14 protein-coding genes are annotated in these 14161 nt (G+C 63.6%); 2 read left to right on the forward strand and 12 right to left on the reverse strand.

Annotated features, from left to right (window positions below; translation table 11 throughout):
- Positions 1-548: 548 nt before the first annotated feature.
- Both BEK68_RS21100 and BEK68_RS21105 read left to right on the forward strand, forming a co-directional pair.
- On the forward strand, positions 549-1736 hold the full coding sequence (locus BEK68_RS21100) for an integrase domain-containing protein (RefSeq protein ID WP_012435657.1): 1188 nt from the start codon (positions 549-551) through the stop codon (positions 1734-1736).
- Between the two features lie 9 nt (positions 1737-1745).
- On the forward strand, positions 1746-2903 hold the full coding sequence (locus BEK68_RS21105; protein WP_012435658.1) for a hypothetical protein: 1158 nt from the start codon (positions 1746-1748) through the stop codon (positions 2901-2903).
- Positions 2904-2982: 79 nt separating this feature from the next.
- On the opposite strand, the gene BEK68_RS26410 is transcribed toward BEK68_RS21105, so the two are convergent.
- From BEK68_RS26410 to BEK68_RS21160, 12 genes are all read right to left on the reverse strand, one after another.
- Positions 2983-3105, reverse strand: a complete 123-nt coding sequence (locus tag BEK68_RS26410) for a hypothetical protein (protein ID WP_012435659.1) — start codon at positions 3103-3105, stop codon at positions 2983-2985.
- A 25-nt stretch (positions 3106-3130) separates the two neighbouring features.
- The gene (locus BEK68_RS21110) at positions 3131-4048 is read right to left on the reverse strand and encodes a DNA/RNA non-specific endonuclease (RefSeq protein WP_012435660.1); all 918 of its coding nucleotides are present in this window, start codon (positions 4046-4048) and stop codon (positions 3131-3133) included.
- Between the two features lie 241 nt (positions 4049-4289).
- The gene (locus BEK68_RS21115; protein WP_021197366.1) at positions 4290-4862 is read right to left on the reverse strand and encodes a Lar family restriction alleviation protein; all 573 of its coding nucleotides are present in this window, start codon (positions 4860-4862) and stop codon (positions 4290-4292) included.
- A gap of 80 nt (positions 4863-4942) precedes the next feature.
- The gene (locus BEK68_RS21120) at positions 4943-5185 is read right to left on the reverse strand and encodes a hypothetical protein (protein ID WP_012435662.1); all 243 of its coding nucleotides are present in this window, start codon (positions 5183-5185) and stop codon (positions 4943-4945) included.
- A 310-nt stretch (positions 5186-5495) separates the two neighbouring features.
- On the reverse strand, positions 5496-6359 hold the full coding sequence (locus tag BEK68_RS21125; RefSeq protein ID WP_012435663.1) for a hypothetical protein: 864 nt from the start codon (positions 6357-6359) through the stop codon (positions 5496-5498).
- Complete coding sequence (locus BEK68_RS21130; RefSeq protein ID WP_225694719.1) at positions 6343-6636, reverse strand: hypothetical protein; 294 nt, start codon at positions 6634-6636, stop codon at positions 6343-6345. Before BEK68_RS21130 ends, BEK68_RS21125 begins: the two co-directional genes overlap by 17 nt.
- Before the next feature lie 38 nt (positions 6637-6674).
- Complete coding sequence (locus tag BEK68_RS21135; RefSeq protein WP_021197368.1) at positions 6675-8504, reverse strand: hypothetical protein; 1830 nt, start codon at positions 8502-8504, stop codon at positions 6675-6677.
- Between the two features lie 179 nt (positions 8505-8683).
- A complete protein-coding gene (locus tag BEK68_RS21140; protein WP_012435666.1) occupies positions 8684-9454 on the reverse strand; it encodes a hypothetical protein in 771 nt (256 codons plus the stop codon).
- Positions 9455-9493: 39 nt separating this feature from the next.
- Entirely contained in the window at positions 9494-10861 is a 1368-nt protein-coding gene (locus BEK68_RS21145; RefSeq protein WP_012755744.1) for a hypothetical protein, read from the reverse strand.
- Positions 10861-12081 (reverse strand): DUF1173 family protein, encoded by a 1221-nt coding sequence (locus BEK68_RS21150; protein WP_012435668.1) that lies wholly within the window; start codon positions 12079-12081, stop codon positions 10861-10863. Before BEK68_RS21150 ends, BEK68_RS21145 begins: the two co-directional genes overlap by 1 nt.
- A gap of 11 nt (positions 12082-12092) precedes the next feature.
- Complete coding sequence (locus BEK68_RS21155; protein WP_012435669.1) at positions 12093-13553, reverse strand: 3'-5' exonuclease; 1461 nt, start codon at positions 13551-13553, stop codon at positions 12093-12095.
- Position 13554: 1 nt separating this feature from the next.
- Positions 13555-13989, reverse strand: a complete 435-nt coding sequence (locus BEK68_RS21160; RefSeq protein WP_012435670.1) for a hypothetical protein — start codon at positions 13987-13989, stop codon at positions 13555-13557.
- Positions 13990-14161: the final 172 nt, after the last annotated feature.

Genomic DNA, 14161 nt, shown 5'->3' on the forward strand with positions numbered 1-14161 from the left:
CGATAAGACGCACCCGTTCAGCCAGAGGGCTGGGCACGAATCACAAGGCCCGATACACAGCGGCGGAGATGGTTCGGCTTGTGGGTGGGATACGAGAGCGACCCGAGCAAGGGTGACCGCACGTATCTGAACGTGACGACCGGTAGGCGCAGCCGGCACCAGAAATGCGCAAGGAGAATCTCACACCAGGGCAAAAGCCTGTGGGCGAGTGAAGGCCGCGGAGTCGCGTGCCTTGCTCGTGTCGGCAGGAAGGCGTCGCAAGATGCCGGCCGGTGTGTAGGCCGCGAAGCGGTGAGTCAGCGCGCAAGCGCAGGCTCGCTGCAGGACGGACAGTCAGAACGCATTGCTTCCATGCGTCGGGCTGATCGATTGGAATCGCTAAAGGCGGGGAAGTTGGGCCTGGCCGGGGGAACCGGCAGCCGACCGTGGTGGGTCGGGTAAAGGGGAAGCCAGCACGGGGGTGCGGATTCCGTGAGTGCGGCGCGGTTGCCGGCGGGGAAACCTGCGTCGAGGACGTGCGCGCTGCGCAACCAATACTCGGAGTCACGGTGCAGACGCGCATCAATCTCAAGCCGATCCTGGCGAACTACTCGCTGCCGGAACGGTTCAAGTCGGAATTCGCGGTCTTGGCGGGCGAGAACCTGCACAAGCCGCACAGCCAGACCCGCGTCAGCGGTCGCGCGCTGTCGTCGATCTCGCAGAAACAGCGCGCGCAGATGTTGCTCAGTCTCGCAGTGGAGCTGCGTGAGGGCGGCTTCACCATCATGTCGCCCTACAACCTGGCGGAGAAGCACCTGCGATGGTTGGTGCAGCGTTGGGTGACAGAACGAAACCTCGCGGTGGGCAGCGTTGAACTGCGCCTCTCACACCTGCGCGCGCTGTGCTCGTGGATGGGCAAGACCAACATGGTGGGCGGCATCGATGACTACGTGGAGAGGCCGGCAGGCTACACGCGCAGCTACGCCGCCGAGACCGACCGTTCTTGGGACGGCAACAACATCGACGCGCTAGCCAAGATCGAGGAGATCGCCCAGACGGATGCCCACGTCGCAATTCAACTGAAGCTTGAGGCAGCGTTCGGGTTGCGCGCGAAGGAAAGCTGGCGACTGCGCCCAGCGCGCGACCTACTTCCATCGGGCTATCTGCACGTGCAGGACGGCACCAAGGGAGGCCGGCCGCGACAGGTGCTGATCGAGTTCGATTGGCAGTACGACCTGCTTGCGGAGGCGGCTGAGTTGGCCGCGTGCACGAATCCCGAACGGGGCTCCCTGATCCCGGCGACCTATACGCAGGTGCAGTGGCGCAGGCGCTTCTATACCGTGCTGGAAAAGCACGCCGTGACCAAGCGCGGCGACGGTGTCACCGCCCACGGTCTACGACACCAGTTCCTGCAGCAGATGTACCAACGGCTGACCGGTGAGCAAGCGGCCATCAAGGGGGGCGCACGCGTTCTCGACCGTGAAGCGCACAAGGACGCCATGACGCGGGTGGTGGAAGCCGCCGGCCACAGCCGCAAGGAGAAGGCCAACGCCTACCTGTCGACGCATTCCGCGATCGCAGCCCGGAGCCGGCCCGTCGTCACACGTGAGATGGCCGTCGCGGCGGTTGCCGCGGCCAATGGGGTCAAGCTGAAGGCGGCAGAGGCCCTGGGCATTTCGCGCCCCGCACTGTATCGCCTGCTTGCCAAGCCCGCCGAGGCGGGTACTGCGGCCGGCCATCGGCACTTCACGGGATGAGGTCGTGCGATGACTGAAGATGACGCAATGGCCGATGGCGATTGGGATACCTACCTGTTTCCAGAGCCAGAGCTGCGGGCGTGCACAGACGAAGAACTGTACACACTCATCCGAGAGAACCTGCCAAACGCGACCGCGGAGACTGACGGCACCGACCTGTTGACGGACGTGGCCATCGATCACGCTCAAGACCTGATCGAGCAGGCCCGCGATTTGCTGCTGGCTCGTGGGGCTGCTATCTCGCCGCAATGGCGCGCAGCGCTCCGCTTCCTGCGGTGGCCGCTGAGCCCAGCGGAAGTCACGGCCAACCAAGCTCGGCGGCTTCGCGAGATCGAGGAGGATCGGCTTCGGCGGGCGCACGCCGCGAAACTCGGGGTGGACATCCTCCAGGCAATTCGGACGGTGATGGACGGCGGCCGGCTACCGCTCTCCCTCTCGTTAGAGGGGGTGACTGTCAGCATTGGCTGGGGCCTGCGGACATCGGATGGTGAGCGCAGGAGCATCAGCCCCAGTGGGGCCGAAGTTGTGCGTATGCGGGACGCACTTGCCGCAGCGGGGTGCTGCCACTGTCAGATCCACGGCGCGTCCCAAGATGGGATTCCATTCGAGGAGGCGCCTACGCCGGAGTGGTCTCTCAACTTCAGTGTGCCGACGAATCGTGCCGGGTGGGATCTGCTGAAGCAATGGTGGAAGGAAGGGCGGTTCAGCCACGCGCCACACGTCTGGATGTACCGGCCAGAACTTGGCGACCCCGAGTTCTTCTGGCACTGGCCACTCGATGCGTGTTGGCCGGGCAGCGCACCTGCGTGGCGGCGCCTGTATGGGCATCTTGGTTACGTCGACCTCCCTTGGGTGCGCTTTCATCGTCGGGTGCACGGCAATTGCTGGGAGCGCGACGAAGTGAGAGTGGAATGGGCTGCAGGAGAGCTCCGGTACATCGAGTGCGCCGAAGAGGCTGACCGAGAGGCTCAGCGGTTGATCACGTCGGGCGAGATACTCGCCTACAAGATCTCGGCCAGAGCTGCTATGGACGCACATGCCGGTGCCGGTGCCGGTGCCGGCCCGGCCCCGGTTGTGCGATCGCGACTCGCAGAGCTGCTCGCCCGGGTTTGCGGAATGCTTGGGCGTTCGTGCTCATCGGGCGCGGCCGACCCAACGAAGAACTGATCGCGCGCTAGACGCGTTCAGGACAAATAACGCAAAAGCCGCCAACGGTGTGGCGGCTTTTGCGGGATTGGTCGGCGGGTTAGAACGGCGGGCTGGTCCCGGCGATGTAGGAAAGGTACAGCGCGACGGCCACAGCGATCAGCCAGAAGCTGACACGACGGCCCAGGGTTTGGGGAGATCCGTACGGTTGTTGGGCTTTCATGGGATGCCTCCATTTAGATTCCATCTTAGCGAACGGCGGCGCTGATTGCGCGGGCCAGCCGCCATACGTTGGGAACGCGGGCCACGGCAGTCGGTCCGACATCTTCCACCTCCGCTGCCGGCGCGCGGCTCAAGAGATCGTTGAGGGTGGTCTGCCGACCAGCCTTCTCGTGCGGATGCGGGGTGGGCGGCGGCAACTCCATCGCCTGATCGCGCGTCGCGGCCGGCAGCCGGGGGAACGGGTCGACGCCGGTGAATTGTGCGAGTTTGGCGATGCTGACCACCGCATATTTCGGCGTGGCATCGTTGGGTGCGATGTAGGCTGCTGCGCCGACGCCCGGGACGTAGATCGCTTTCCACAGATAGTCGGGTACCCGTACATGTTCGTTGAGGTAACGGGCCTTGCCGTCCGTGAATGCTGGGCCGGTCACCACGTAGGCTTCGCCGGTCTGCCGTACCAGGCGGCGGGTCGACGTCTCCAGGTGGCTCCACATGCGGCGGTTGCTGACCGAGTTCTGCGGGACGACGTTGGCCAAGCTGAAACTTTCCTGTTGCGATGCCAGGTCGCCGAAGTCCCCGCTTGGCGACATGTGGCCACGGTCAATCTGGACGTGCGAGCTACCGTGGTAGTCCTGCAGGGTGGCGCGGGCGGTTGCCGGCAAAGACGTCTCTTCGAAGAAATCGCTTTCGCGCGGCAGCTCACGCGCCTGGTTCACCGCCTGCGCGGTCAGGTGTTCGGCTGACCACAGCGGTGTCCGGGTCGCCGAGGACACGAGCACCGCGTAGGCGCGGTAGCAGAGCAGGTGGCTGGCGCCAGCGTGCTTGCTGGACAGCACCTTCGGTTGCGCGCCGTCCGCGACCGATGCGCCGCAGTGATCGGGAGAGGCGCCGGCGACCTGGAGGAATGCAGAGAGGGCAACGAAGAGCAGGGTTTTTTTGAGCACGGCAGTTGGGATCCGGGTTGACCTAGATCCATCGTGCCTTGTAACGGGCAATGTCAAGTACCCGAAAGCGAGAGCTTCTGCGGGCCGATTTGCGTGAAGGGTTTGGGAGTGCTGGGCACGGAACGAGATCCGGCCGGCCAAAGCATGGCCGTTACCGCACGGTCATCTACCGCGCGTCGACGCCATCGTCAGTTGGAAGGTCAGCGCCTCGCCGATCGCGCGATCATGGTGGCGAGGGGCGCTAGTCGAGCTGAGGCTCCAGGGCATCCACCGCACGCGCGACGAATACGTCCATGCGCGCGAAGGCATTTTCTTCGCCTTCAACCAGTTCGGCGTCGAACGCGTCGAGTGGTTCGAAGCGGATCCAGGGACGGCCATCGACGTAGATGACCTTGGCCAATCGCACGAGCTTGCGATACCGGCCGGCGTCTTCAAGGACGGTGGCCATTGGTACTTCCGCGGCGGCGGGGGAAGCGGGCCTGCTGAGCTGGGCGGCCATTGCCGCGAATATCGGTCCGCGGGTTTCCCAATCCATGGCATTGCGGGCGATCGCGTCCAGCAGCATTGGGATGTCCACCGGCGTCAATTGGCGACGCGCGATCGAGGCCAGCTCGTGTTGATCGGTTGGGCGATACTCGACGCGTCGGTTCCAGATCAAAGCCAGCTCGTCGTAGGCCGCTTCTTTGGAGGTTCCGATTTGCACGGGCGGCGTGCCAATGCCGCACTGTGTACACACAATGACGGCCTCCTTTCGGCCAGCGAAGAACCTGGCCCGTCCGCCGCAGTGACCACAGCCGATCAGATCGTCAAACATACCGTTGGGTCTCGATGATTGGATTTTAAGTCCGGATTATGCCTGTCGCCGAGTTTGTTGAACCACCACTGCAGACGGGTTTATGTTGCAGCGGCTCCAAAATATGCGTGAGACGTCGCCAAAATCCTGATGGCGGCGCTTTCCATGAAGCCTTGGATGATGGCTTCAGCCTCGGCGCGGGCGCGGCCGAACGCCCAGAACTCGTGCAGCCAGTGGCCTCCTGGGCTGTCTGGCCCCTGCTGGAGGCCGATGGACAGGGCGCCGCGCACGGCGATGATCGTTTCAGGGTGGGGAAATTCGGAGGAGAGATCTGCTGGGGGCATGTACTACGTTATTTGGTAAAGGCCAACTTCCTCACTGCGCTTTTGAGGAATGGCTGGAGATAATGCGGAGAATAGCTGGGCGGCACCAGAATGTATGTTCATTGTGCGTGCCGATTGTTGCTGTTGTGCGGGATCAAGTCAGCGAGGCGACGTGGACGGCGCCGCGGGTTTGAGCAACTGGTCGAGCATCCGGCAGCGAAGCTCGCAGGCTGCTTTGCCCCAGGCGCTACCGCTCTACCTGTGGCGTTCGGCGAAGGGAAGGCCGGTCGTCGGGCTGCGACCACTGAAGATGCTGCGGAGGTTGACGTGCTCACGCATGGCCGCCGCCGCCCACCGGGGCGCTGGCATGTGGCTGGCCGGGAAGGCTGGGCCACATGCTGCTATCCGCTCCGGAAATGTTCGTGTGCCAGTTGGCGAGTGCCGCAGCGGTCGTGATCGTGTGATGCAGCGCCTTGTCAACGTTGCCGGCCTGCAGGTACATCATGGAGCGGGTTTCGAGGTGGCCAACGAGAAAGACCCAGTCCGCTGGCGACTTGTCGGCGTCCTTGGCAGTTCCCCAACGCTGGCGCTGGTGGGCGGCTTCTTGCACGACCCCGCGGGCAAAGTCATGCAGCTCGGGGCTGTTGAGCAGTTGCTCTGCATTCAGTGCCCGGGCTCGCCAGTGGTCGAGCTCTGCGATCTGAGGGCGCGTGATGTCGAGAGAATGGCGCAGTGCATGCCAAACATGCGAATCCAGAGATCCCCGCTTGTGCGCGTAGACCGACTGGGCGAGCACCTTGCGATCCGAAGTGCAGCGGCGCAGTGTCACCCAGGTGGAGCCGTCGTCATCGGCCACACTGATTTCCCAGCCGGGAGGTAGCCATGGCGCGGCATTGTTGGATTTCTGGCATGCCCGGCAGGGAACCTTGCCTTTGTACACCGTCAGCTCGCTACCGAAGCCGTGGCAACTCGCACATGGCGCCTCGGGCATTGCCGTTGCCGCCGGCGTGGTGGTCGATTCCCCTTGTGGCCAGCCAAGAGCCTTCTGAGCCCGGTCAAAGGCGGGGCGGACGGTATCCGGAATGCCGTCTTCCTGGCCCGCCCACCATTGCACTGAAAGAACGAGGTCGGCAAGCAGCGTCATGGCTTCGTGTTGAGTTGTTGCCGGGGAAGCGTTCTCATTCGTCTGCTGCATCGTTGACCTCCGTCGTCGTTGCTGTGCTGTGTGGAGCGGCCTTGCCATTGCCTCGTTGGTAGCCTGGACACCCACCGCCCGAATAGTCGAAGCCGGAGCAACCATCGGTTGCGTGTGGGCACAGCGCGGCGCCGCATTCCTTGCTCATCGGGAGTACCTTGTGGCCCCTTGCCTTGTCGATCGTCAGCTTGGTGCGCGCCTCGGCTGGCGTGAGCGAGCGCCCGGTGGCATCACGGAAGAGGCCAATGTAGTCGTCCGGGTACGTGCTGCTCCGCACGAAGCCCTCGATGTCCAGGTGTATATGGAACCCCCACATCAGCGTGGGCCCTCGTCTGCGTCAATCGACGCAGCACCGGGCGTATCGCGCAAAACTGTGTGGCCATCGGCGTCAGCGTTGGCCGTGCCGACTCCGTCAGCGCACAATCGCAGCTCCTGGGGTCCTGGGTAGAACTCGACCACGTCGTAGCCATGCTCCTTCCAGTCGTCGGCGATCGCCTTGCTGTCGGTGATGGGCACGCACACAGCGGGATGCGTCGTTTTCCAGATCGCGGGCCGTGACGTGTCCGGCCGGCCCTTGTCGGCCAGCTCGTCATCCACCGCCGTTGGCCCCAGCCACTGAGAGCCCTCGCCGGGGCACTCGACGTCCCAGGCGAGCAGTCCGTCCTTGTAGGGCACAACGGCGACCTCTGCGTCGTGACCACCGAAGAACTGCTGCAGGCTCTCGGCCTGGCGGAGGGTGATGAGCAGCATGGGGCGCCGCGCCGGTGTAATGCCCGCAGTTTGATGATCGCGGATTCGCTGCAGCACAGCGCGGGTGCGGGGTCCGCAATGGCCTTCGTCGAGACACCAGTCGATCTCGGCAGCCAGCGCGGCATTGTCAACCTCCAGCGTCGCCGGAACGACAGGGGCGCCACTCAACGCCGGTGGCCACGGCTCCGGCATTAGGTGCGTGACGTTGCGTGCCGGCTCGGTACCGGGCTCGCCGTTGCGGTCCGGATCAAGCTCGTAGAAGTCGGTGGCCTTCAAGGTATGGAACCGCTGGCCACCGTACAAGGGGTACACCTCGACTTCACAGCCACGGCCTCGGAAATGCTTCGCGGTGTCGTCTGCTTCACTGCGCGTGCGTACCAGCAATACTTTGTATCCGCTCACAGCCACGTCGAACGCCCTCGGCTCGCCCTGCTGTAGGTCGGAGTGGTGGGGGCAATCATCGTTCGTGCACTGAAACTCCTCGCCCATCTCGGCCAGTGCGCTTTCGATCGTCGGATATGCCGCTGTGTCCCAGCAGCCCGGGTAGTGGATCGCCGCCGCCAGACTACTGCCCAGGACTTTGCGGACGGCGGCCAATGCTCCGTTCCAGCCTTCGTTGTGGTGCTCGGTTGCAAGATAGGCTTCCGTGCCGCTCCTATGCGGGTTGTGATGTTTTTCGCTCAGCATTGCGCTTGTTCGCTGTGGTTTTCTTGAGGTCCGGCCGAACGGCTGGTCCCCATTCTGAAATGGGCTGTCAGGAGGCAAGGCACCGCAACCGTCCTCATGGACAAACAGCTCGTGAACGCCGCGCAGCGCGTCCATGACGCCTTTCGCATGCGCATCGGACAAGGCGATGGCGCCAGCTGGCGCCTCTTCCTCGGCTGCGCGCCTCTCGCGGTCCACAAGGTCCAGCATGGACAGGCGACGTATCACATCGTGGCCGTCAATCTGGCCGACGACCCTGATGGCGGCCAACATGTTGCGAAGGGTGGAGGGTTCACCGGCACCGGCACAGTCCGCGGGAACTGCTGCCGCGGGTGGCATGCTGGCTTGCGGGGCGTCGGCACGCCGCCATTTGTCGAACTCTCGAAGGAAGACCGTGTCGGCGAGCAGGCCAGCGATTGCGTTGGCAATCAGCCCGCGTTCCCGTGGAGTCGGGACATGGGACCCCAGCGTGCCGTGTAGCTGGTATCCGGACACAAACTGGTCGACCACCGCTTGCACCGGCGCGTACGCTGGTTCCTGTCGGTCAGCATCATCTACGGCGGTCACCGCATTCAGCGCGGAGTGGTAGCCGCAACGAAAGCCTGGCACAACGAGTGCGCCATCTGGCACGCATTCGACGCAAGCATGATCGAGGGTGCGGTCTCTGCTGAGCAGAATCCATTTCGCCATGGTGAGCGTGGCGTTCGCGCGGGCGCGGCCATCGGGACCGCATGCGACTGCAGGGCTGGAGGATGCGGAGGTGTTCATCGTCAATTGTGTGCGAGGCGGCTGGCCTCGGGTGGCAATGGATTCAGATCAGCGTAGCCAGCCCAGTACAAAGTCAAGGGATGGCACCAGCCGCTCGGTGGTCATGCCGTCGCGAGTTGCGCGTCAAGCGTGTCGAGTGCCGGAACAGGCAAACGTGGCGAGCCAGTGGTCGGCCCAGCGCGAGGGCGTTCGGTCGACGCGTCGAAGGCCGCCGATTTGTCGCGCGTCAGAAGCTCCCCCAAACGAGAGGGAAGTTCTGCCAACACGAACGCGCATAGGTTCGTGTCTTGATCATCCAATGCACTGGCCGCGCGGCGCCGACCGTCGGTGCCGGCGTTCGAGCGCCGGCAATGTCGATCCCCAGCGCCAGCCATCCGAGCCAGTAGCGGCTGCGCTTCGGAGGGAACCGGTGCGGCGCGATCCTGCACCACCTGGAGCACCCGCAGAAGGTCTGACGCTTGCTCACGTGCGCGTTCCAAGTCAGTGAGGTAGGCCCGCAGGTGGGCAATTTCAGCGTCGAATTCCTTCAATTCCTGGTAGCGGATCTGACTGAGATACGCCGTAAGCGCGTATTGGAGGATCGACAGCGACTCACGGGTTTGCTTGCGGGGAAACACCGCAAGGAATTTGCGCCCGCGGTGGAATTCCGCGATGACGTCGGAGGTCATGAATGCGGGGAGCCTGACCTGAAGCGAACGAACAACCGACCGAGAGACGGCCGGCACCAATATGCCGACCTGCGCGGCGAGATAGGCCGTGCGAATACGCTGCGCAGCACAGAGCTGTGAGTGCACCCGGTCGGCACGACGGCTCAGTGCCGACAGCGCCTTGGCCAGCGTGCTTTGCGCTGCGTCGATCAATTGCTCTGCCATTCCATCCTCCGATGTCGTGTACGCCCGGGAGTCAGTCGTTCAGGCCACCTGCAGGTCGCCGGCGGCCAGCGCTGGCACGCGTGTCACCATGAAGCGGCGCACCGCGCGCAACCCCTGAGCCGAGTAGAAGGCCTCATTGGCCACGGATATCGGAAGCGCAATTACGTAGCAGGGATTGCCGTTGGCAAACTGGATCTGGGTCGACCCGTTGGGCAGCGCCACGTTGTGCTCGCGCCCACGCAAAAAGACGACTGCCACGGTGGGTTTGCCGGGCTCCTGAAACAGTGCATAGGTGGGTTGAGTCGCCAGCACATCGGCCGGCAGGCCCGGCTCCTCGGGATCGCCTGGGAGGAAAACGCGCCGCTCGTCGGACCAGACGTAGATGCGAAGCGCGCCGGCGTGGCGCATGCCGTCGGGTGCCGCGCCGTTCCACCAATCGCATAGAACGCGCACGGCCGGGTCAGCCTCGTAGTCGCTGCCACGACTGGGCATCTCGCCGCCGGCGGCTGTGAGTGCCTTCACCAGTGCGTCATAGTCACCCGTGACCGTCTGGTTGTCGCAGGCCTGCTCGAGGTCAGCGCGCCGGCGCTTCTTGGCCAGTGAGACCGGAATGCCGTGGAAATCAGCCAGGCTCGTCAGGTTGATGCGCTCGACGATGGGCCGATCTGCATTCCAGATGCCGGACAGCCATTCGTCCGTGCGATACAGCAAAACGAATTTTTGGCCTGCATCCGTTTGCGGAGTGGCCGCGAGCGCCTGTTCGAGGTCGCTTGCCGCAATCTCTGACTCCTTGAACCAGCCCAGGAACGCATCGTCGGGCTGCATGAGCATCAAGAGATCCAGGATCAGCCCTACCTCTTCCGGGTCGCAATAGAGCGACGCAAAACGAAGAGCATTGCTTTCGAGGTTGGGCGAGCGCATGACGACCCCGTACACGCTCTTGTCGTCCCGCTCGCTCAGCACCAGCACCGGCCAGTTCGAGAGGCTGTCCTTGGCAGTCAGGCCCCACTTGACCGGCCAGCTGTCCTTGAGCACGTCGTGCTCTGCAAGGTGCAATTCGGCGGACCGGAAAGGCGATTGGGCCAGCAGCTCGCGCACGATGTCGTCGGGCTCGGCAGCGAACGTGCCGGTAATCGGAACCGGGCGCGCCAATGCATAGTGGACCGTCGCGCTTTTGACATCGCTGTCGTTCGGAACAACGGCCACGTAACGGAACAGGCGTGCGGTGCCGGTCACCCTGTCATGCTGGTCAAACAGCCAATCACGAATTGCCAAGCATTGCGTGTCTTGCATGGGGGGTTCCTTGTTGACGATGTTACCGGTCATCGCCGGCGACTTGAGTGAGCTGAGCGGGGCGCCTGGTTGCATGCGTGCGCCATCGGCAGAGCGGTTCAGTGGAGTCTTCATCACCGGTCTCGATGTGTCGGCGGGAGGCGGGTGTCCGCTACGGGGTGTTTGTTCGGGTTCCATTCGACCAACCGGATACCGTTGGTCGCGTAGTACTCGCGCTTTTCCTGCATCCGCCGGTCGTACTCGCGGTTGCCGGTCATGCCGAGCACTTCGATAACGGTGCGCTGGTCGACATCCTTTAACTCGAAGTCCGGGTGGACTGCGGCGGCGCCCACATGGCGCAGTGGCTTCTCGAACCTGCGCTGCAGGCGAATCAGGTGGTCGGCCATGACTGCCTCGTGCGACGAGTCGCATGGCAGGAAGGACGAGTTGGTCAACATGGCTGCCATGTCGGCGACGTGCAAGTAGCCATTGGCGGTCTTCTCGACGGCCAGGACCGCCACGCTCCGCAAATCCTTGCGGCCGAGACCGGCCAGCGCAGTCGCGTAGGAGCGTGAGACCTTCTGAAACAGCGCATTGGACATGAAATACCGCTGGTGGCTTTGGCGCAGCACCAGCATGCCGCCGTGAGCGCTCGGTTTGAACTCGCCGACCTCGCCGATGATCAGCCCCCGGTGCGTCGTGGTGCCAGCAGTGGTCAGCCGCGCGACGAATGCATCGAACTCGGCAAGGATCTCGGCCTTATGTTCCGGGTCCCACCTGCGCATGATGTGCAGCACATCGGCTGCCGGGCGGCCGTTGATTTTCGCGTCGGCGAACTCGGCACTGAGCATGGACCAGCATGCATTCCAACCGCGGTATCCCTGATCGGCCCACGCGTGCAATCCAGCCGCCTCCCAGGCGTATTCGAGAAATGCGAGGAGAGGTGCCGATCGGCGATGCGCTCGCGGCGCACTGGAGGCCTGGGGTGATCGCGGGCCAGGCTGGCCGGTGCCGGGCTGTGTAACCTCCAAGGACAGATCAAGCTGAATGAGGTGCTTGCCGTTCCGGGTTTGGAATGGGCCCTTGGTTCTTGCCGTCGCCGTGGCGTGGCCTTTGCGTTCCTGAAACGGGCACCCCTGACGATGCTTGTAGTTGGCATCTGGCCAGCGCGCCAGGATGAACGCCGACCGGAGGCGCCGGATGACGAGCTTCGGCCGAGGGGCATGCTCTGTGCAGCCGCACTCGGCGAACCCTTGAATTCGCTTGGCGCGCTCGAGCTGGGTTGTGTAGCGGCCCGGGTTCTCCAGCACCTCAGCAAGGTCGAAGTCGGACGGGCCGATCCGGATCTTGATCATGGTGTGCCCCTTTACACCCCGGCATCCCGGAACATTCTGTGCATGTCAACTTGGATGGCAGTGATGTCCAGGTTGCGCTTGGCGCGCGTGAGTGCGACATAGAGGAGGCGCTTCTCTTCCGTGTCCATCGTGTACTTGCCGTCGTCGTCCGTCTTGAACCTGAAGTCGCCGGCAATGCGGACCGAGTCGTACTCAAGGCCCTTGACCTGATGGATGGTCGAGACCACGTAATCGGCTTCGGACTCTGGGCTGACAGTGCTAAGCAGCTGGCGGACGTAGGGGATGCCTTCATCGTCGATCAGCTTGACGAACGGCTTCAGGTCTCGCCCGGCAAACGAGTCGGCGTAGTCCTGCACCTCCGACCAGTTGGCGAACAGGGATAGCGCGGTCGGATAGTCGGTCCGCTGGCCGCACATCAGCCGTTCGGCGCCGTCCAGGAAGGCCATGATGTCGCGGATATTGGCGCGGATCGCGACCTTTTCGCCGCGTTGGAGACCATCGGCGACATAGGACAGCACCGTTGCATTCTTGCGGCAAAGCACGGCGTTGACCTTCAGCTCGCTCGGCGAGATGTCCTTGTGGATACGCGATGCAATGCTGGCCTGGCCCCTGACGGGCACTTCCTCGTCCATCGTGCGCAGGATGCGGGTCGCCAGCGCAGCGATCGGCTCGCCAAAGCGGAAGGACAGCGTCAGCGCACGCTTCTGCGCCTTGATGTGGTCCATCGCGTTGACGGCACCGCGCCACTCGTAGATCTGTTGGTACGGGTCGCCGACATAGATCACCTGGGCCGATTGGCGTCGAAGCACCGAAAGCATCAGGCCGTTTGCGTCTTGCGACTCATCGAATAGGATGTAGTCGGCAGGGATGGTCGGCCGGCTCAACTGCCACAGCTTGACGTACACGTCGTGGGAGATAGCGCCCGGGGATTGGGGGTTTTGTGATTCCTCCCAGAGCTTGACGACCGAAGGCAGCAGCGCATGGCGTAGCGCTTCAGCCGCTTGCTCGGTGATCAGCGGATCGACCGGGATGTGCCAATCGAGCGGCGTCGGCTTGGCAGAGCCACAGAACCTGGCCAAGCCGTCTCGCACCATCCGGCCAAGCTTGGCGGAGGTCAGTTCAAGGTTCTTCCCGATCGTTGTCGGGACCTTGATAGGCTGTAGGCCGAATCGCTCTGCGAGGAGGTAGTTGGGCTCCAACGGATTACGGAGCTTCCGGGTGATGTCGGCCGATACGGATCTGTATGCCTGGGAGTTGACCGTTCCGCACCGCACGGACAAAGGGAACTTGCGCTTGGCCTCCTCCGCAATGAGGCGATTGAAGGCCAAATAGACACCACGAGCCCGCCCTTTGGCGGTCGAGACGAGGCCTAGGGTGGAGGTCTTGCCGGCGCCCGCACGAGCGTCAACCTTCAACGGTTCGCCATCCAAGGACGCATCAACGACAGCGGTTTGCTCTTCGGTAGGCTGCATGTCAGGCGAGGGTCAGTTGTGTGTCAACGAGAGACGCGCGAAACGCCGCATCCCTCTCCCGGATCGCCGCACGGCGGCGCTCGCCCTCGCCGGTTTGCTGCTCAACTACATAGATGAAGTTGTTGGGAGTGGTGGGGCCACGCCATGCTCGCCACGCTTCCTGGATGTGGGCACGAACGGCCGCCGGTTGGGCGAAGTACATGCTGCGACCTTTGCGCCAGTGTTTGGCCTGGAGCGCGCGCATACGCAGCTCCAGACTGTCGGAACGACGCTGGCGCAGGGCGATTTCGTCAGCGACGGTGCGTTGTGACTCGGCTATGTGCTCGGGAAACAGGGGATAGCGCGCACGCTCGCGGGCCTGCTTGCGAGCGAAAGCGGCCTCGCGGCGCGAGGTAAAATCGATCGGGTAGTAACGGAGATAACGTGTGAAGCGCATGTCGGAAAACCATCGGGATATGGTTCCAAGTTACCGGCATGGCTGCGAAGTCAATGGCGCCGGTTGAGCGAACTGGCCGGTACGATTTTGGGGCGGGCAACGACGATCGAATCAAGCAAAAGCTCGATATTCGCGTGGGCTTTCGCCGCATTCCCACACCACAGCACACGAC

The organism is Ralstonia pickettii (genome assembly GCF_001699815.1).
In the GTDB taxonomy this organism is placed as follows: Bacteria; Pseudomonadota; Gammaproteobacteria; order Burkholderiales; family Burkholderiaceae; genus Ralstonia; species Ralstonia thomasii.